Here is a 17,585-nt window from a genome sequence, read left to right as displayed (position 1 = left end):
GGGAACGCACGTTCCCCGCCCGCCCCTCCGGCGTGCACGAGCACGGGCGGGTGTGCGCGGAGACCGGCGATATCGCCGATGCGTGACGCCGGGGAGCATCGCCAGAGTGGCCAACGCCAGCGAACGACGTGGCGGTACCACGCGGAGCACCCCGGAGCCTCGGACGACGGCCACCGGGAGACGCCCGGCGGGGTGCCCCCCCCCACCGAGAGGATCCCCCGTGCAGCAGCTCCTCACCTCCGGCGACACCGCTCCGCACCGACGGACCCGCACGAGCCGACTCCGGGCCGTCAAGGGCCTGTTCGCCGCGGCGGCGGTCACCGCCGGCCTGCTCACCGCGTTCAGCCCCGCCGGGGCGCAGGCCGCCACCAACCCCTACGAGCGCGGCCCCGCCCCCACCACCTCCAGCATCGAGGCGCTGCGCGGCTCGTACGCCACCTCGCAGACCTCCGTCTCCTCGCTCGGCGTCACCGGCTTCGGCGGCGGCACGATCTACTACCCGACGTCCACGGCGGACGGCACCTTCGGGGCGGTCGTCATCGCGCCCGGATTCACCGCCTACCAGTCGAGCATCGCGTGGCTCGGCCCGCGCCTCGCCTCGCAGGGCTTCGTGGTCTTCACGATCGACACCAACACCACGCTCGACCAGCCCGACAGCCGGGGCCGACAGCTCCTCGCCGCGCTGGACTACCTCACGCAGAGCAGCTCGGTCCGCACCCGGATCGACTCCTCACGCCTCGGCGTGATGGGCCACTCCATGGGCGGCGGCGGCACGCTGGAAGCGGCGAAGAGCCGCACCTCGCTCAAGGCGGCGATCCCGCTGACCGGCTGGAACACCGACACCACCTGGCCCGAGGTCCGCACGCCCACCCTGGTGATCGGCGCGGACGGCGACACCGTCGCCCCGGTGCTCACCCACTCCGAGCCGTTCTACAACTCGCTGCCCGGCACACTGGACAAGGCGTACCTGGAGCTACGCGGGGCCACCCACTTCACCCCGAACTCGTCGAACACGACGATCGCGAAGTACAGCGTCTCGTGGCTGAAGCGCTTCATCGACAACGACACCCGCTACGAGCAGTTCCTCTGCCCGCTCCCCTCGGCGAGCCTGACCATCGCCGAGTACCGGGGCACCTGCCCGCACACCTCGTAACCCGCCGTACGAACCGGAGCCGGACCGCCCGACACGGCGGTCCGGCTTCCCGTGTGCGGCCGCCCGTGGCTCAGCCCGCCACCGGGAGGGCGGCGGCCATCGTGTTGCGGTCCTTGCGGCCGACCAGCGGGAAGACGATCCGCAGCCCCTGTACGTCCTCGGGCGAGGAGACGACGAAGGACGAGTTGAGCAGGCGCTCCTTGATCTCGGTGCGGACCAGGCCCGCCCGCGCGAACGTCATCAGGTGCTCCCCGGTCCGGGCGATGTTCGGGTTGGCCCGGAAGACGAAGAAGTGGCGGTCGGTCATGACCAGATACATCGGCACCGGCACGGGGATCACGCTCATCGCGCCCGCGCTGAGGACCGCCGAGGCCACGGCGAAGGCGGCCGTCCTGCGTACGGAGACGGTTCTCAGGTTCACTATGGACGCCGCCTCGACCTGCTCCCCGGGGGCGAGCATGGGGGTGACGGCGGCGAGCAGCAGGCGGTGGCGCTTGGCGTTCATGACGTACTCCTGGAAAGGGCGGGGCAGAGGGTGGCCGGTGCGCCGCCGGTCGTCCTCCGTTCCGCCCCGCCCGGTCCGGGCCGGCGTGATGTCCCCTGCGGCAGCCGGCCCACTCTGCCACACGCGAGCGCGGGCTTTCGCCGGGGAGCCCCGCCCCTCACCCCGCCGCGAGGAACTCCGTGATCGCGGCGGCGAATCCGGGCTCGCGCACCACCGTCAGGTGGTCGCCGGGGAGCACCGTGACCCGGGCGCCCCGGATCGCGCCGGCCAGCACCTCGGGGCGGGCCGCCAGCGGGTCGGCGTCCCCGGCGAGTACGAGCGTGGGTACGGCGATCCGGTCCAGCGGTACCGGTCCCCGGAACGCCGCGCGTATCTGGGCGGCCAGCGCGTGCCGGTCGGAGCCGGTGGCGTCGGCCAACGCCCGGAAGCCGCGGGCCTGTTCGGGGACGGTCGAGAGGTCGTCGGCGGTCAGCGCGGCCGACACCAGCTCGGGCGGCATCGCCCGGGTGTCCAGGCCGCCGACCTCCACCACGCCCGCGCCGACGCCGCCGATCACCAGCCGCCCGACCCGGGGGTCGGCCGCCGCCGTGAGCAGCGCGACGACAGCGCCCATCGAGTACCCGGCGAGGTGGTACTCGTCCGCCCCCAGCCGGTCGGCCAGGAGCCGGACGTCGCCCGCCATCGACTCCTCGCCGTAGAAGCCCTCTTCGTGCGGCCGGTCGGAGGTGCCGTGGCCCCGGGCGTCCAGCGCGTACACCCGCCGGCCGGCCGCGAGGAGGGCCTCCACCACCCCGGGGCCGTCCCAGTTCAGCCGGGCGTGCGCGGCGAAACCGTGCAGCAGCACCACCGGAGGCAGAGCCGGATCGGGGTCGCGGGACCAGGACCAGTACCGCAGGGTCAGTCCGTCCGCGGTGCGGAGCGCGGTGTGCTGTTCGGTGCGGAGTGGGATCGTCATGCCACGAAAGTACGGTCGGGGGCGGCGGGCGCGCCGGAATCTGTGCGCGCGCACAGTCCGGAGGCCGTCGTGCTGGGACGGCGCACCGCACCGGGCCGTTCGGGCCGAAGGAGCGGACGCGCGTCTTCCGGGCCTGTTCACGCGGACGTAACGTGCGGGTGTGACTCCCTCGACGACCGTGCACAGTCCGCTCCGGCTGTACGGCCGCAGCGGTGAACTCGCCATAGTGGAAACCCTCTTGGGCCGTCTCGCGCAGGGCGACGGCGGTGCGCTCGTGGTGACCGCGCCGCCCGGCCTCGGCCGCAGCGCCCTGCTGGACGCGGCGGCCGAAACGCACCGCGCCCACAACCACGGCCCCGTGCTGCACGTGACGGCTGTCCCCGCCGAGCGCCACCTCCCGCACAGCGGGCTGCACGCCCTGCTCGGATCGGCCCCCGGCCCGCTCTCCGTACCGCCCGAGCGGGTGCTGCGTTCCGGCATCACCCCCGACACGCTGCTCACCCTGCTGCGGGAGACCGGCGCCGACCGCCCGGTGCTGGTCTGCGTGGACGACGCGCACGTCTGGGACTCCCCGTCCCGGGAGGCCCTCGGCTTCGCGGCCCGCCGGCTCGGGGCGGCCAGCCGGGCCGCCGTGCTGGTCTCGTCGGCCGACGAGACCAGCTTCGCCGGACTGCCCGCGCTGCGCCTCGGCCCGCTCGACGACCGAGCGGCGGCCTGCCTGCTGGAGAGCTTCACCGGTAAGTCCTGCGACATCGATCCGGGGGTCCGCGGCGAGCTGCTGCGGGAGGCGGCGGGCAACCCGCGGCTGCTCGCCGGGCTCGTCGGGCACCTCACCCCCGATCAGCTGGCCGGCCGCACGGTGCTGCCCTTCCCGCTGCCCGGCGGCGAGAGTGTGCTCGACGCCCATGCCGCCCAGCTCGACGGCCTCCCCGCCGAGACCCGGACCCTCCTGCTGCTGGCCGCCGCCGCCCAGGAGCACGAGCCGGAGGGCACCGGAGCCGATGCCGGACTCCTGCTGCGGGCCGGCAACCGGGCGGGGCTCGGCGCCACCCTGCTCGACCGCGTGCTCTTCGGGCCCGGCGGCATCCCCGGAGTCCTCGAACGCACCGGCAGCCGCGTCCACTTCAGCCACCCCCTGCTCGGCCGCGCGGTGCTGCGGCACGCCCCGCCCGCGCACCGGCGGGCCGCCCACGAACTCCTTGCCGCGCTCCTCGGCCAGGCATCCGCACACCAACTGCCCGCCCTGGTGCAGCGGGCCTGCGCCGCCCCGGCGCCGGACGCCGTCCTCGCGAGCGCGCTGGAGTGGGCGGCCACCGCGCCCCGGCCGTACGCCGAACGCTCGGCCGCCCTCACCCGCGCCGCCCTGCTCTCCACCGACGAGGCGGACCGGGCCGCCCGGTTCGCCGAGGCCGCCGAGCACGCCCGCCTCGCGGGTGACACCGGCCGCGCCCGCGCCCTCCTCACCCGGGTCGCCGCCGCCCCCGGCACTCCCGTGCCCGGGGCCGTACCGGCGGGCGGGCTCACGCGGTTCACGCGCGGGATGCTCGCCCTGCGGGACGGACCGGCCACCGACGCCCGCGAGGCGCTGCTCGCCGCCGCTGCCCACCTCGCGCCCCACGACCCGGCGCGCGCCCTCGCCGCGCTGCTCGCCGCGGCCGAGGCCGCCTGGGCGGGCGGGGACGCCATCGCCTACCTCGACGCCCTCAACCGCATCCCCGAACGCCCGCACGACCCGGCTGTCGCGCCCTATCTCGCGGGGGTACGAGCCGTGTTCGCGGGACGGATGACCGAGGGCCACGAGCTGCTCGCGCAGTGCCTGCGCGCCGCCGAAGCCGGCGAGGACCCCTGGGCGCTGCTCCGGGCGGGCGCCTGTGCGCTGGTCGTCGGCGAGGCGGAGAGCGCCTGCCGGGCCGGGGCCCGCGCGCTCGCCGCCGTACGGAGCAAGGGCCCCGAGGCCCTCCTCGCGCACGCCCTCGAACAGCTCGCCTACGCCGAACTGAGGGCAGGCCGGCACGCCAGGGCGCGGGCGCACGCACTGGAGGGCCTGCACGCGGCCCGCCGTACCGGGCAGTCCAACGCCACCACCCATCTGCACGCGGTGCTCGCGCTCACCGCCTCGGTGGAGGGGCCCGCCGAGGCCTGCGCGGCCCACGCGGACACCGCGCTGGCCGGGGCAGGACCGCACGGGCTCTCCCAGGCCGCCACCCTGGCCACCTGGGCGGTGGCCCGCGCCGATCTGGCGGCGGGCCGCACGGGCGAGGCGGCGGCCCGGCTCGCCCCCCTGGTGCGCCCCGGACCCCGCCACGGCCACTTCGGCATCCGGATGCTCGCCCTGCCGTGCTACGTCGAAGCCGCCGTCCTGGCCGGCCACGATACCGAGTGGGCCGACGAACTCGCCGACGCCGTGCGCGAGTTCGCCATCTGGACCAGCCGCACCACCGACCCGCACGCGCCCGCCCAGCTCGCCCGCTGCCGCGCGCTGCTGGCCCCGGCCGACGAGGCCGAGGCGCGGTACACCCAGGCGCTCGCCCATCACGACCGGGCCGGCGGCGACTTCGAGCGCGCCCGCACCCAACTCCTCTACGGCCAGTGGCTGCGCAGACGCCGGCGCACCCGGGAGGCGCGCGGCCCGCTCCGCGACGCCCTGGTCGGCTTCGAACGCTGCTCCGCCCGCGCCTGGGTGGACCGGGCCACCGGTGAACTGCGCGCCGCGGGCGAGGCGGTGGACGCCCCTGCCGCAGACGCCGGGCCGGCGTCCGCGCTCACCCCCCAGCAGCAGCGGATCGCCCGCTGCGTGGCGGAAGGGGCCACCAACCGGGAGATAGCCCGGCGGCTCTCGGTCAGCCCGCGCACGGTCGACCACCATCTGCGCAACATCTTCGCCCTCCTCGGGGTCCGCTCCCGTACCGAACTGGCCCGGGTGATGGACCGTTGGTCCTGACAGCGGCGAGGGTGGGACGATGCGGCCATGGACCGGCCGCCCTACTCGACTGCTTGGCTCGCGCGATGGCGTCAGGAGATCGGGGACGTGGTGGGCGCGATGCTCCTGACCTTCGAGGAGACGCACGGCTTCGCGCCCGGTGACAACCGGGTTCGCGTCGCCGACGAGGACGACCGCCGCGCCGCCCGCGACGTGGCCCGGGAGCCCCTGGCATCCGGTGACCTGCTGACCTTCTACGAGTCCGTCGGCGAGGTCGCCCTGCCGGACGTGGGCAACGGCTACTTCGTCCACCCGGCGCGTGAGCTCCTGCGCCGGCTTTCGGAGGAAGGCGCCGTCTTCGTGCCGGAGGCCGATGACCCGCACGGCGTGGTGATCGGATCGGACGGAGGGGGCGGTCTGTTCGTCGCCGACCGGGGCGGCGCGGTCCACCGGACGCGGACGGCCTCCCCGGGCGGGTCGGAATTCGACAGGGTCGCGGACGATCTGCAGGAGTTCCTCGAACTCCTGCGCGCAGCCGTGGTCCGATTCGCGGAGACGGGCGAACCCTGCCTCTCGCCAGGAACCCCGGGCGCGGAGCTCCGAGGGGTACGCGACACCGGGTCGCCGCCCTCGTCGGCTCCCCGGCCCGACGGCTGACGGCCCGGACGGCCACGGCGGCCCGGACAGCCACGGCGGCCCGGACAGCCACGGCGCTCCGGACGGCCGTACCCGTACGGAAGCCGACGACCATCCGTTCTTCCCCGGCGCGGACCCGTCCGCCCCGTCCGGCCGTCCGCGCTCCGCCCGCCTCGTGGCCGAATGTGTCCGGCAGGTTGCCGGACCGTGATGATAAGAACCACGCACACCCCTAGGTACCGACTGGCCGGTATGCCATTCTGCGGGCGTCAGGATCGTTCGGTTGCGCTCGCGCCCCTGCCGGGCCGGGCGCCCGGGCCGGCGCCCACGGGCCCGGCCGATTCCCGGTGGAGGCCCCCCATGCCACAGGTCGTACGTCCTCGGATCAGGGCGCTGCACGCGACGCCCCCGGTAGCACCGCTGCCCAAGCGATTCCGCTCCCTGGCCGACCGGGAGGCGATCGAGGTGCTGCACCGCTCGGCCCGGGTGCTGCTCGAAGGGCTGCCCGAACTGACGGAACGGCTGGTCGAGGTGTTGTACGAGCAGGAGCCCGGCTACCGGACGGCGATCGAGTCCACCCGTGCCGACATCTGGCAGGAGGTCCACCACTCCCTGCGCCACAACGTCGGCTCGCTGATCCAGCCCCGCGAGTTCCGCGAGGCGGCGCACCGCACCACCCGCTGGATCGGGGAGATCAGGGCCGAGCAGGGCGTGCCGCTCGACGCCGTCCTGCACGCGTTCCGCCTCGGCGGCGCGATGGTGTGGCAGGGGCTCGTGGACGAGACCGCCCGCCGCGACCCCGAGGACGTCCGCCTCCTCGTCCATGTCGCCGCCGACGTGTGGAACTTCGTCGACGAACACTGCGGGGTCCTCACCGACGCCTACCGGCAGGCGGAACAGCGCATCGACTGGCGCCGCGAGAACCGGCAGCGCCTCATGACCGCCGCCCTGCTGGACGGCACCGCCCGCATCGCCGATCTGCCCGACGCCGCGACGGCGCTGGGGCTGCGGGAGGACGGCCGGTACGCGGTCCTCGCCGTACGTACGGCCCAGCGCGCCCCGCACGCCGCGACCTCCCCGCCCGTGGTCCTCCCGGACGGGGTCGTCGCGCTCTGGCACACCGGCCCCGATGCCGAACTGGCCGTCGTGGCACTGGAATCCGCCGCCACGGATGCGGGCGCCCCACAGGGGGGTGCCGATACGGGTACGGGAGGCGTACTGGCCCGACTCGCCGCCGGCCTGACCGCCCCGGCCGGTACGGCCGTCGGGGTCGGCTCCGCCGTCGAGGGGCTCGCCGCGCTCGGTGAGGCCCGGCGGCTCGCCGAGACCGCCCTGCTGGCCTGCCCGGCCTCCGGTGGCGTCGTCCTGCTCGACGAACACCTGCCGACCGCGCTGGTCGTCTCCTCGCCCGCCCTCGGGACCGCGCTCGCCCACCGGGTGCTGGGCCCCCTCGACGACATCGACCCGGCCGACCGGGACGTCCTCATCGAGACGCTCACCGCCTGGCTCGAAGCCGACGGCTCGGCCCAGCGGGCCGGGGCGCGGCTCTACTGCCACCGCAACACCGTGCTGAACCGGCTGCGACGGTTCGAGCAGCTTTCCGGGCGCTGCCTGACCCGCCCGGCGGACGCCGTGGAGGTCTGCCTGGCACTGGCGGCCCGGAGGTTGCTCGGCAACTGACACCAACAAGTGTTTCCGGAAGCCGAGTTCGATCGGGTCGGATGTGCCGGCGCACAAGGTGCGGGCCTGCCCCCTGTACCGGCGCATCCATGAACGCCAGTTCCCTGTACGGGGGTTGCCCCCTCTGGTGGCGTACCCGTCATGTCCTCCCTTACCGACGCGCGTTCCCTCGCAGTGGTGATCTTCCTCGGGTTCGTCGCTCTCTCCCTGCTGCTCTGCGGCCTCGCCGCAGCCGACCAGGACGACCCGGAACACTTCTACGCGGGCGGCGGCGCCGCCCTCGGGCCCGTCGGCGGGGGACTCGCCATCGCCGGGGACTACATCTCCGCCGCCACCCTGCTCTCCACCACCGGCTCCGTGGCGCTCGCCGGGTTCGACGGGGTGGCCTTCGCGCTCGCGACCGTCGCCTCGCTGGTGCTCGTCATGCGCGTCCTCTCCGAACGGCTGCGCGCGGCAGGCGTGTTCACGCTCGGCGACTTCCTCGCGAAACGACTCCAGGACCCCTCGGTCCGCAAGGCCATGGGCGTCGCGACCCTGGCCGTGCTGGCCCCTCTCCTACTCGTCCAGCTCACCACCGCGGGCAAGGTGATGGCGGCCATGTTCGGGCTGCCGGACGGGGCGGTCACCGGATGCACCGTCGCCAGTGGGGTCCTGATGGTCGGCTACTCCGCCTTCGGCGGGATGCGCGGCACCGGATACGTCCAGATCCTCAAGGTGGGCGTGGTGGTGGCCGTCGTCACGCTGCTCGCCGGACTCGTCCTCGCCCGGTACGGCTGGTCGCCCCTCGCCCTCTTCGACGCCGCGCGCGAGGGCAGCGGGACCGGCTCCCACTACGCCTCGCCCGGCGCCCAGTTCGGCCGCACCGGCACCGGGGCGCTGGACCTGACAGGGTTCCTGGTCACCCTCGTCCTGGGGGCCGCCTGCATGCCGCACCTCACCATGCGCCTGCACCCGCTGCGCGACGCCCGCACCGCGCGCCGGGTGCGGGCCTGGGCCGTCGCCCCGGTCGCCGTCCTCTGCGCCGGGATCGTCGTCGTGGGACTCGGCGCCTCGGCTCTGCTCGGAGCGGACGTACTGCGCGCCGGGGATCCCGGCGGCAACACCGCCCTGCTGATGGTGACCGGCGCGCTCGACCCCGGCGCGGCCGGTCCCCGGCAGAGCCTGCTGTTCGCCCTCGTCGCCTGCGCCGCCTTCGCCACCACTCTCGCCGCGGTGGCCGGCATCACCCTCGCCGCCGCCTCCAGCGTCGCCCGGGACTTCCGGGCGCACTCGGGCGCCCAGGGCGAGGGCCGGGCGTCCGCCCGGGAGATCCGCCGGGCCCGCTGGGCCGTCCTCGCGATCGGCGTGCTCGCCGTCCTCGTCTCCGCGTACACCCACGAGCGCAACCCGCAGGTCCTGCTCTCGCTCTCCTTCGCGGCCGCCGCGTCCGTCCTGCCGCCGGTCCTGCTGAACGCCCTCTTCCGGCGCGGCTTCACCGCACGCGGGGTGCGCTGGACCGTCTACGGCACCCTGCCGCTGATCGTGCTGCTGATGGCGTTCTCACCGGCGGTCTCCGGCACCCCGATCGCGCTCTTCCCGGACCGCGACTTCCACTGGTTCCCCCTGCAGACCCCGGGACTGGTCACCGTCCCGGCCGGCTTCCTGCTGGCCTTCCTCGGCTCCCGCCGCCCCGCCCGGACCCGCCGGGTCAACGCCGCCGGACCGGCCCGCCACAAGGTGCGGGCCGCCGCCACGCACGGCCACGGCGCGCCCCGGACCTGAGAGGACGGCGTACGCGGGGAGGACGACCTGCGCGGGGACCGCTCCTCACATCCCCAGCTGCGACAGCTGGAGCCGCTCCACCGCGTCCTCCTCGCCCTCCAGGCCCACCGTCGTCGCCGACTGCCGCCCGAACGCGAAGAGCAGCAGCTCGCCCGGCTCCCCGGTCACCGTGACCACCGGCGTGCCCTTGCGCGCGACCGCCGTCCGCCCGTCCGGGCGGCGCAGCACCAGCCCCACCGGCGAACGGTGCCCCAGCATCCGGGCGGTCCGCTCCATGCGCGCCCACAGGACGTCCGCGAACACCGGGTCCAGCTCCCGCCGGGACCAGTCGGGCTGCGCCCGGCGGACGTCTTCGGCGTGCACGTAGAACTCCACGGTGTTGGCCGCCTCGTCCACCTGCTTCAGGCCGAACGGGGAGAAGCGCGGCGGACCCGTGCGGAGAAGCTGGATCAGCTCCTCGTACGGCTTCTCCGCGTACTCCTGGCGCACCCGCTCCATACGGCCCTTCAGCGGGCCCAGCACGATCCCGGCGGCCGCGTCCGCCCGGCGCTCCCGCACCACCACATGAGCGGCCAGATCCCGGGTCAGCCAGCCCTCGCACAGGGTCGGCGCCCCGGGGCCAGCGGCCTCCAACAGGTCGGCCAGCAGTAGACGTTCGCGCTTCGCATGGGTCGACATGCCAGCCAGCCTACGACCGCGGCACACGGTCCGCCCAGTGGACCGGGCGCCTTCCGGCGCCGGTGCTCGCGGCACAATGGGGCCCATGAGCAGCACGCCCCCGTCCGGCACGCCCGGTAACCCGCCCGCAGGCACCCTCGATCCCGGCGTTGCCGCGCGCCTCAAGCGCGGCGCGGACGGACTCGTCCCCGCCATCGCCCAGCAGTACGACACCGGTGAGGTGCTCATGCTCGGCTGGATGGACGACGAGGCCCTGCACCGCACCCTGACCACCGGCCGCTGCACCTACTGGTCCCGCAGCCGTCAGGAGTACTGGGTCAAGGGCGACACGTCCGGCCACACCCAGCGTGTCGTCTCCGTCGCCCTGGACTGCGACGCCGACACCGTCCTCGTCAAGGTCGACCAGACGGGCGCCGCCTGCCACACCGGCGCGCGCACCTGCTTCGACCGCGACGTCCTGCTCGCCCCCGACACCCAGTGAGGCCGGCCGACATGGATCTCGACACCTTCCGCAAGCTGGCCGTCGACCGGCGCGTCATCCCCGTGGTCCGGAGGCTCCTCGCGGACGGCGACACCCCGGTCGGGCTCTACCGGAAGCTCGCCGCCGAACGCCCCGGCACCTTCCTGCTGGAATCCGCGGAGAACGGCCGCACCTGGTCGCGGTACTCCTTCATCGGGGTCCGCAGCCACGCCACCCTCACCGCCCGCGACGGCCAGGCCCACTGGATCGGCACCCCGCCCGTCGGCGTCCCGCTGGACGGCGACCCGCTCCAGGCGCTCCGCGCCACCACCGAGGCGCTGCACACCCCGCGCGACCTCGCGGGCACCGAGGGGCTGCCGCCCTTCACCGGCGGCATGGTCGGCTACCTCGGCTACGACGTCGTGCGCCGCCTGGAACGCATCGGCGACCGCGGCGGCGACGACCTCGGCCTCCCCGAGCTGACCATGATGCTCACCTCCGACCTCGCCGTGCTCGACCACTGGGACGGCACCGTCCTGCTGATCGCCAACGCGATCAACCACAACGACCTGGAGAGCGGCGTCGAGGAGGCGTACACCGACGCCGTCACCCGGCTCGACGCCATGGAGCGGGACCTGCGCCGCCCCGTCGAGAACGCCCCCGCAGCCATGCCCCCCTCCGAGCTGCCGCCGTACACCGCCCTCTGGGGCGGGCCGGCCTACCAGGAGGCCGTCGAGGACATCAAGGAACGCATCCGGGCCGGTGAGGCCTTCCAGGTCGTGCCCTCCCAGCGCTTCGAGACGCCCTGCACCGCGAGCGCGCTCGACGTCTACCGGGTGCTGCGGGCCACCAACCCGTCCCCGTACATGTACCTTTTCCGATTCGACGGGTTCGACGTCGTCGGCTCCAGCCCCGAGGCCCTGGTCAAGGTCGAGGACGGCCGCGCCATGGTCCACCCCATCGCCGGCACCCGGCACCGGGGCGCAACCCCGCAGGAGGACCAGGCCCTCGCCGAGGAACTCCTCGCCGACCCCAAGGAGCGCGCCGAGCACCTCATGCTCGTCGACCTCGGCCGCAACGACCTCGGCCGCGTCTGCGAACCCGGCAGCGTGGAAGTGGTCGACTTCATGTCCGTCGAGAAGTACTCCCACGTGATGCACATCGTCTCGACCGTCACCGGCCGCGTCGCCGAGGACCGCACCGCCTTCGACGTCCTCACCGCCTGCTTCCCCGCCGGCACCCTCTCCGGGGCGCCCAAGCCGCGCGCCATGCAGATCATCGAGGAACTCGAACCCAACCGCAGGGGACTGTACGGAGGCTGCGTCGGCTACCTCGACTTCGCGGGCGACTCCGACACCGCCATCGCCATCCGCACCGCGCTGCTCCGCGACGGCACCGCCTACGTCCAGGCCGGAGCGGGCGTCGTCGCCGACTCCGACCCGGTGGCGGAGGACAACGAGTGCCGCAACAAGGCCGCCGCGGTGCTCCGCGCCGTCCACACGGCCAACCGGCTCCGCGACCACGGGGCGCCCACCGGCTGACCTGCGGCCCGCTCCGGCGATCAGGGGCCACCCGACGGACGCGGGGACGGTAGGGGATAGTGGAAGGCGTGAGCGCCGTCCCCGTACCCCAGCCCCGTGCCCGTACCACCGCGTCCGACGCCCCCGGCAGCCGCCGGAGCCTGGCCCTCGGGCTGCTCCTCGGCGCGGTCGGGGCCGCCGTCGTGCTGCTCGCCTCCGGGCAGACCTGGGCCCGGGGCGACGCCCCCGTCGCCGGCGGCGGCCTCCCGCTGACCGCCGACGGACAGGACGTCACCGGCGTCCCCGCCGCGCTGGCGATCGTCGGCCTCGCCGCCCTGGTCGCCGTCTTCGCCGTCCGGGGCACCGGGCGCTACGTCGTCTCCGGACTGCTGGCCGTCAGCGGCCTCGGCGCCGGCCTCAGCGCCTGGTCCGGCGCCGCTGACAGCGCCGCCCTGGACGAGAAGGCCGCCGCCGTCAGCGGCGACACCGCCTCCACCGTCGACGCCCTCAGCCACACCGCGTGGCCCTTCGTCACCGCCGCCGGCGGGCTGTTCATCCTGATCGCCGGTGTGCTCGCGCTCCGCTTCGGAAGCCGCTGGCCCACCATGTCCGGCCGCTACGAGCGCGACGGGTCCCCCCGCCCCCGCAAGGCCCCCGCGCCTCCCCGGGACCCCGACCGGCCCGAGGAACTGTGGAAGGCCCTGGACCGGGGCGAGGACCCCACGGGCTGAAGCGTGTTCCGACAGGAGTACCGGCCACCCGCAGGGCCCCGGACACGACCGGGACCGACGACCCCCCGGATCACGTCCCGCCTCCGCGTACGGGACAATGGGGTGCGGGCCTTTCCACCGTGAACCCCGGTACACACCGCACACACCGCACACCGCGCAACACCAACGAGGAGCAACTCATGGCGGGCAGCAGCCACGGACACACCCCGGCCGCCTGGACCGGTGTCATCATCTCGTTCATCGGCTTCTGCGTCGCAGGCGTCTTCATGGTCGCGGCCAACCCGGCCGGATTCTGGGCCGGCATCGGCGTGACCCTCGTGGGCGCCCTCGTGGGCCTGGCGATGAAGATGGCCGGACTCGGCATGCCGAAGGAGAGCCCGGAGTACGCCGCCGCCCGCGCGCGTGCCGGTGAGGCCCAGCTCGGCCACTGACGTGACCCCGGGAGCAGGGGACCCGCCCTCGCGGGCACCGGTCCCCGCCCCGCCGGACGCGACACGCGAGGCGCAGCCCCCCGAGGGGCTGCGCCTTTCCGCGTACCGGGGGCACAATCGGCGGGTGGACGCCTCGCCCCTCCCCGCCGCGACCCCGCCCCCGGACGCCGGGGCCCCCGCCGCCCCGCACCGACCGCCGCGCCCGGCAGGCGTGCGGCGGTTCGCGGCGCCGGCCGGAGTCCTGGCCGTCGTCGTCGGCGCCTTCGGGTACGTCGCCGCGGTCGACCCGGGTGAACCCGGCCACTACCCTCTCTGCCCGCTCTTCCGCCTGACCGGCCTGCTCTGCCCCGGCTGCGGCGGGCTGCGCAGCGCCCACGCCTTCGCCCACGGCGACTTCGTCACAGCCCTCGGCGACAACGCCCTCGCCGTCACCGGCTACGTCCTCTTCGCCGCGCTCTGGCCGCTCTGGCTCGTACGGACCGCGCGCCGCAGGCCCCTGCGGCTGGGCGTCCCGCCCCGCTGGTGGTGGGGGATCGGCGCGGTGCTGGTGGCCTTCGGCGTCGTGCGGAACCTGCCCCTCGGCGCTGCGCTGGCACCCTGAGTGACCACCTGCTGGGACATGGGGCGGCTGGATGCGGACCCATCGCTCCGCTGCGGATACCATCGAGACGGCTGATCCTGTTCCATCATTCGTTCGTTCCGGAAGGGGGCCGCTCGCGTGAGTGTGCTCGACGAGATCATTGACGGCGTCCGTGCGGACCTTGCGGAGCGGCAGGCGCGCGTCAGCCTCGACGAGCTCAAGGAACGCGCCGCGCGCGCTCCCCGGGCCAAAGACGGAGTCGCCGCACTGCGCGGCGAGGGCGTCAACGTCATCTGCGAGGTCAAGCGCTCCAGCCCCTCCAAGGGCGCCCTGGCCGCCATCGCCGACCCGGCCGCGCTCGCCGCGGACTACGAGGCCGGTGGCGCGTCGGTCATCTCCGTCCTCACCGAGCAGCGCCGCTTCGGCGGCTCGCTCGCGGACCTGGAAGCCGTCCGCGCCAAGGTCGACATCCCGGTCCTGCGCAAGGACTTCATCGTCACCTCCTACCAGCTGTGGGAAGCCCGCGCCTACGGCGCCGACCTCGCCCTGCTGATCGTCGCCGCCCTCGACCAGGAGGCCCTCGTCTCCCTGATCGAGCGGGCCGAGTCCATCGGCCTCACCCCGCTCGTCGAGGCCCACGACGAGGAGGAGGCCGAGCGCGCGGTCGCCGCCGGCGCCCGCATCATCGGCGTCAACGCCCGCAACCTCAAGGACCTCAAGGTCGACCGCTCCACCTTCGAGCGGGTCGCCCCCGAGATCCCCGACCACATCGTCAAGGTCGCCGAATCCGGCGTCCGGGGCCCGCACGACCTGATCGCCTACGCCAACGCCGGCGCGGACGCCGTGCTCGTCGGCGAGTCGCTCGTCACCGGCCGCGACCCGCGCGCCGCCGTGGCCGACCTCGTCGCCGCCGGCACCCACCCCGCGCTCCGGCACGGACGGGGCTGACCCACCGCCATGACCGTCTCCGTGCGCCAGGGGCTCCCGCGCTCCGTACCGCCCACCCCGCAGGGCACCCGCCCCGCCGGGCGGCCGGTGCGTGACCCGCGCGCACCCCTGACGCACGGCGGCGGCCGGCCTCCGCTCCTGCAGCTCGACCACCCGAAGCCCCGGCGCTGCGCTCCGCCGTTCTGGCACCGGGGCTGCCGCGCGCCCGCCCGCCGGGTGCACGGCCGCCGGGTCCGCTACGTCATCGGCGACGAGCCGGGGCAGGTCAACGGCATGCGATGGCGCGCGGCCCGAGCGCCGCACTGAACGAAGGCTTCCGCGTCCCGCGCACCCACCCCTGAGGGGCCGTGCGCCGACCCGGCATCCGCCCCGACCCGGTCGCGGCGGTCCTCCGCTCCGCCCCGGCGCATCCGGTGAACCCACCCGTTGCCATCTCCAGGAGCCATGTCGGATGTCCTCTGACTTCTTCATTCCGGACCCCGAGGGTCTGATCCCCAGCGCCGAAGGCTATTTCGGCGCCTACGGCGGCAAGTTCATCCCGGAGGCGCTCGTCGCCGCCGTGGACGAGGTCGCCGTCGAGTACGACAAGGCCAAGGCCGACCCGGCCTTCGCGGCCGAGCTCAACGAACTCATGGTCAACTACACGGGCCGCCCCAGCGCCCTGACCGAGGTCTCCCGCTTCGCCGAGCACGCGGGCGGCGCGCGCGTCTTCCTCAAGCGCGAGGACCTCAACCACACCGGCTCGCACAAGATCAACAACGTGCTGGGCCAGGCGCTCCTCACCAAGCGCATGGGCAAGACCCGGGTCATCGCCGAAACCGGAGCAGGCCAGCACGGCGTCGCCACCGCGACCGCCTGCGCGCTGTTCGGCCTGGAGTGCACCATCTACATGGGCGAGATCGACACCGAGCGCCAGGCGCTCAACGTCGCCCGCATGCGGATGCTCGGTGCCGAGGTCGTCGCCGTGAAGTCCGGCTCCCGCACCCTCAAGGACGCCATCAACGAGGCGTTCCGTGACTGGGTCGCCAACGTGGACCGCACCCACTACCTCTTCGGTACGGTCGCAGGACCGCACCCCTTCCCCGCCATGGTCCGGGACTTCCACCGGGTCATCGGGGTCGAGGCCCGCCGCCAGATCCTGGAACGCGCCGGCCGGCTGCCGGACGCCGCGGTCGCCTGTGTCGGCGGCGGCTCCAACGCCATCGGGCTCTTCCACGCCTTCATCCCGGACGCCTCCGTCCGCCTCATCGGCTGCGAGCCCGCCGGGCACGGCGTCGAGACCGGCGAGCACGCGGCGACCCTCACCGCGGGCGAGCCCGGCATCCTGCACGGCTCGCGCAGCTACGTCCTCCAGGACGACGAGGGCCAGATCACCGAGCCGTACTCCATCTCGGCCGGCCTGGACTACCCGGGCATCGGCCCGGAGCACTCGTACCTCAAGGACGTCGGCCGCGCCGAGTACGTCGCGGTGACGGACGCCGCCGCGATGTCGGCCCTGCGGCTGCTCTCGCGCACCGAGGGCATCATCCCGGCCATCGAGAGCGCGCACGCGCTGGCCGGTGCCCTGGAGATCGGCAAGGAGCTGGGCGAGGACGGGCTGATCGTCATCAACCTCTCCGGGCGCGGCGACAAGGACATGGACACCGCGGCCCGCTACTTCGGGCTGTACGAGGCCGACGCGACCGTCGAAGCGGACACGGCCGGCCACGGCGCGGAGATCGAGGGGGACGTCAAGTGAGCGGCACCGGCAACACCGGGCACACCGGCAACATCGCACTGCTGAACACCACCCTCGCCGCCGCGAAGGCCGAGGACCGCGCGGCCCTCATCGCCTACCTCCCGGCGGGCTTCCCGACCGTGGACGGCGGCATCGAGGCGATCAAGGCGGTCCTGGCCGGCGGCGCCGACGTCGTCGAGGTGGGCCTCCCGCACAGCGACCCGGTGCTCGACGGCCCGGTCATCCAGACCGCCGACGACATCGCGCTGCGCGGCGGCGTCCGGATCGCCGACGTGATGCGCACGGTCCGAGAGGCGTACGAGGCGACCGGCGCCCCGATCCTCGTCATGACCTACTGGAACCCCATCGACCGCTACGGCATCGAGCGGTTCACCGCCGAGCTGGCCGCGGCGGGCGGTGCCGGCTGCATCCTGCCCGACCTGCCGGTCCAGGAGTCGGCGGTGTGGCGCGAGAACGCGGAGAAGCACTCTCTCGCCACCGTCTTCGTCGTCGCCCCCAGCAGCCGCGACGAGCGCCTCGCCACCATCACGGCGGCGGGCTCCGGCTTCGTCTACGCCGCCTCCCTCATGGGGGTCACCGGCACCCGCGCCTCCGTCGGCGACCAGGCCCAGAACCTGGTGGCCCGCACCCGCGCGACCACCGCCTCCCTCCCGGTCTGCGTCGGCCTCGGCGTCTCCAACGCGGCGCAGGCCGCGGAGGTCGCCGGCTTCGCGGACGGCGTCATCGTCGGGTCGGCCTTCGTCAAGGCCATCCTGGACGCGCCCGACGCCGCCGCGGGCACGGCCGCGGTGAAGGCGCTCGCGGGCGAACTCGCCGAAGGTGTTCGAAAGCGCTGACGTGTCGTGTCACCCGTACGGGTGGAGTGGGACCGGGGAGGCACGCGAGTGCC

The 17,585-nt window shown here is 74.6% G+C and carries 17 protein-coding genes; 14 read left to right on the top strand and 3 right to left on the bottom strand.

Features of this window, described 5'->3' with window-relative positions:
• Nucleotides 1-220: 220 nt before the first annotated feature.
• Entirely contained in the window at nucleotides 221-1,153 is a 933-nt protein-coding gene (locus tag ACFWEP_RS18320; RefSeq protein ID WP_387371331.1) for an alpha/beta hydrolase family protein, read from the top strand.
• Nucleotides 1,154-1,223: 70 nt separating this feature from the next.
• Here ACFWEP_RS18320 and ACFWEP_RS18315 read toward each other — a convergent pair whose 3' ends face one another.
• Both ACFWEP_RS18315 and ACFWEP_RS18310 read right to left on the bottom strand, forming a co-directional pair.
• Complete coding sequence (locus tag ACFWEP_RS18315; protein ID WP_387371330.1) at nucleotides 1,224-1,658, bottom strand: hypothetical protein; 435 nt, start codon at nucleotides 1,656-1,658, stop codon at nucleotides 1,224-1,226.
• A gap of 157 nt (nucleotides 1,659-1,815) precedes the next feature.
• Nucleotides 1,816-2,613, bottom strand: a complete 798-nt coding sequence (locus ACFWEP_RS18310) for an alpha/beta fold hydrolase (protein ID WP_387371329.1) — start codon at nucleotides 2,611-2,613, stop codon at nucleotides 1,816-1,818.
• Between the two features lie 160 nt (nucleotides 2,614-2,773).
• Between ACFWEP_RS18310 and ACFWEP_RS18305 the strand changes: the two genes are divergently transcribed.
• The 4 genes from ACFWEP_RS18305 (at nucleotide 2,774) to ACFWEP_RS18290 (ending at nucleotide 9,610) form a co-directional block, all read left to right on the top strand.
• Nucleotides 2,774-5,554 (top strand): LuxR C-terminal-related transcriptional regulator, encoded by a 2,781-nt coding sequence (locus ACFWEP_RS18305; protein WP_387371328.1) that lies wholly within the window; start codon nucleotides 2,774-2,776, stop codon nucleotides 5,552-5,554.
• Between the two features lie 27 nt (nucleotides 5,555-5,581).
• Entirely contained in the window at nucleotides 5,582-6,190 is a 609-nt protein-coding gene (locus ACFWEP_RS18300) for a hypothetical protein (RefSeq protein ID WP_387371327.1), read from the top strand.
• 339 nt (nucleotides 6,191-6,529) lie between these two features.
• Nucleotides 6,530-7,849 (top strand): PucR family transcriptional regulator, encoded by a 1,320-nt coding sequence (locus ACFWEP_RS18295; protein ID WP_387371326.1) that lies wholly within the window; start codon nucleotides 6,530-6,532, stop codon nucleotides 7,847-7,849.
• Between the two features lie 141 nt (nucleotides 7,850-7,990).
• Complete coding sequence (locus ACFWEP_RS18290; protein WP_387371325.1) at nucleotides 7,991-9,610, top strand: cation acetate symporter; 1,620 nt, start codon at nucleotides 7,991-7,993, stop codon at nucleotides 9,608-9,610.
• Nucleotides 9,611-9,655: 45 nt separating this feature from the next.
• Here the strand turns inward: ACFWEP_RS18290 and ACFWEP_RS18285 are convergent, their stop codons facing one another.
• A complete protein-coding gene (locus ACFWEP_RS18285; RefSeq protein WP_387371324.1) occupies nucleotides 9,656-10,288 on the bottom strand; it encodes a TIGR03085 family metal-binding protein in 633 nt (210 codons plus the stop codon).
• Between the two features lie 85 nt (nucleotides 10,289-10,373).
• Between ACFWEP_RS18285 and hisI the strand changes: the two genes are divergently transcribed.
• From hisI to trpA, 9 genes are all read left to right on the top strand, one after another.
• Nucleotides 10,374-10,769 carry a phosphoribosyl-AMP cyclohydrolase gene (hisI, locus tag ACFWEP_RS18280; protein ID WP_387371323.1) on the top strand — a complete coding sequence of 132 codons (396 nt, stop codon included), beginning with the start codon at nucleotides 10,374-10,376 and terminating at the stop codon, nucleotides 10,767-10,769.
• Nucleotides 10,770-10,780: 11 nt separating this feature from the next.
• A complete protein-coding gene (locus ACFWEP_RS18275; protein WP_387371322.1) occupies nucleotides 10,781-12,289 on the top strand; it encodes an anthranilate synthase component I in 1,509 nt (502 codons plus the stop codon).
• Between the two features lie 59 nt (nucleotides 12,290-12,348).
• A complete protein-coding gene (locus ACFWEP_RS18270; RefSeq protein ID WP_387371321.1) occupies nucleotides 12,349-12,999 on the top strand; it encodes a TIGR02234 family membrane protein in 651 nt (216 codons plus the stop codon).
• Between the two features lie 179 nt (nucleotides 13,000-13,178).
• Nucleotides 13,179-13,430: an HGxxPAAW family protein gene (locus tag ACFWEP_RS18265; RefSeq protein ID WP_387371320.1), complete on the top strand. Its 252-nt coding sequence runs from the start codon at nucleotides 13,179-13,181 to the stop codon at nucleotides 13,428-13,430.
• Nucleotides 13,431-13,554: 124 nt separating this feature from the next.
• Nucleotides 13,555-14,031: a DUF2752 domain-containing protein gene (locus ACFWEP_RS18260; RefSeq protein ID WP_387371319.1), complete on the top strand. Its 477-nt coding sequence runs from the start codon at nucleotides 13,555-13,557 to the stop codon at nucleotides 14,029-14,031.
• Between the two features lie 117 nt (nucleotides 14,032-14,148).
• Complete coding sequence (gene trpC / locus ACFWEP_RS18255) at nucleotides 14,149-14,958, top strand: indole-3-glycerol phosphate synthase TrpC (RefSeq protein ID WP_387371318.1); 810 nt, start codon at nucleotides 14,149-14,151, stop codon at nucleotides 14,956-14,958.
• A 9-nt stretch (nucleotides 14,959-14,967) separates the two neighbouring features.
• Nucleotides 14,968-15,264 (top strand): tryptophan biosynthesis modulator TrpM, encoded by a 297-nt coding sequence (gene trpM, locus ACFWEP_RS18250; protein ID WP_387371317.1) that lies wholly within the window; start codon nucleotides 14,968-14,970, stop codon nucleotides 15,262-15,264.
• Nucleotides 15,265-15,409: 145 nt separating this feature from the next.
• Nucleotides 15,410-16,696, top strand: coding sequence for a tryptophan synthase subunit beta (gene trpB, locus ACFWEP_RS18245; RefSeq protein ID WP_387371316.1), 1,287 nt, complete (start codon nucleotides 15,410-15,412; stop codon nucleotides 16,694-16,696).
• A complete protein-coding gene (trpA, locus tag ACFWEP_RS18240; protein WP_387371315.1) occupies nucleotides 16,693-17,532 on the top strand; it encodes a tryptophan synthase subunit alpha in 840 nt (279 codons plus the stop codon). The genes trpB and trpA overlap by 4 nt, the downstream gene beginning before the upstream one ends.
• The last annotated feature ends 53 nt before the right edge of the window (nucleotides 17,533-17,585 follow it).

Source organism: Streptomyces sp. NPDC060198, assembly GCF_042728415.1.
Taxonomy (GTDB): domain Bacteria; phylum Actinomycetota; class Actinomycetes; order Streptomycetales; family Streptomycetaceae; genus Streptomyces.
The sequence above is the reverse complement of the archived record's forward strand: the minus strand, read 5'-3'. Positions and strand labels throughout refer to the sequence as shown.

Bases quoted from the DNA above. Each gene is read 5' to 3' on its own strand.
- ACFWEP_RS18315 (WP_387371330.1), bottom strand. From the start codon at position 1,658: ATGAACGCCAAGCGCCACCGCCTGCTGCTCGCCGCCGTCACCCCCATG.
- ACFWEP_RS18310 (WP_387371329.1), bottom strand. From the start codon at position 2,613: ATGACGATCCCACTCCGCACCGAACAGCACACCGCGCTCCGCACCGCG.
- ACFWEP_RS18300 (WP_387371327.1), top strand. From the start codon at position 5,582: ATGGACCGGCCGCCCTACTCGACTGCTTGGCTCGCGCGATGGCGTCAG.
- ACFWEP_RS18295 (WP_387371326.1), top strand. From the start codon at position 6,530: ATGCCACAGGTCGTACGTCCTCGGATCAGGGCGCTGCACGCGACGCCC.
- ACFWEP_RS18290 (WP_387371325.1), top strand. From the start codon at position 7,991: ATGTCCTCCCTTACCGACGCGCGTTCCCTCGCAGTGGTGATCTTCCTC.
- ACFWEP_RS18285 (WP_387371324.1), bottom strand. From the start codon at position 10,288: ATGTCGACCCATGCGAAGCGCGAACGTCTACTGCTGGCCGACCTGTTG.
- hisI (WP_387371323.1), top strand. From the start codon at position 10,374: ATGAGCAGCACGCCCCCGTCCGGCACGCCCGGTAACCCGCCCGCAGGC.
- ACFWEP_RS18275 (WP_387371322.1), top strand. From the start codon at position 10,781: ATGGATCTCGACACCTTCCGCAAGCTGGCCGTCGACCGGCGCGTCATC.
- ACFWEP_RS18265 (WP_387371320.1), top strand. From the start codon at position 13,179: ATGGCGGGCAGCAGCCACGGACACACCCCGGCCGCCTGGACCGGTGTC.
- trpM (WP_387371317.1), top strand. From the start codon at position 14,968: ATGACCGTCTCCGTGCGCCAGGGGCTCCCGCGCTCCGTACCGCCCACC.
- trpB (WP_387371316.1), top strand. From the start codon at position 15,410: ATGTCCTCTGACTTCTTCATTCCGGACCCCGAGGGTCTGATCCCCAGC.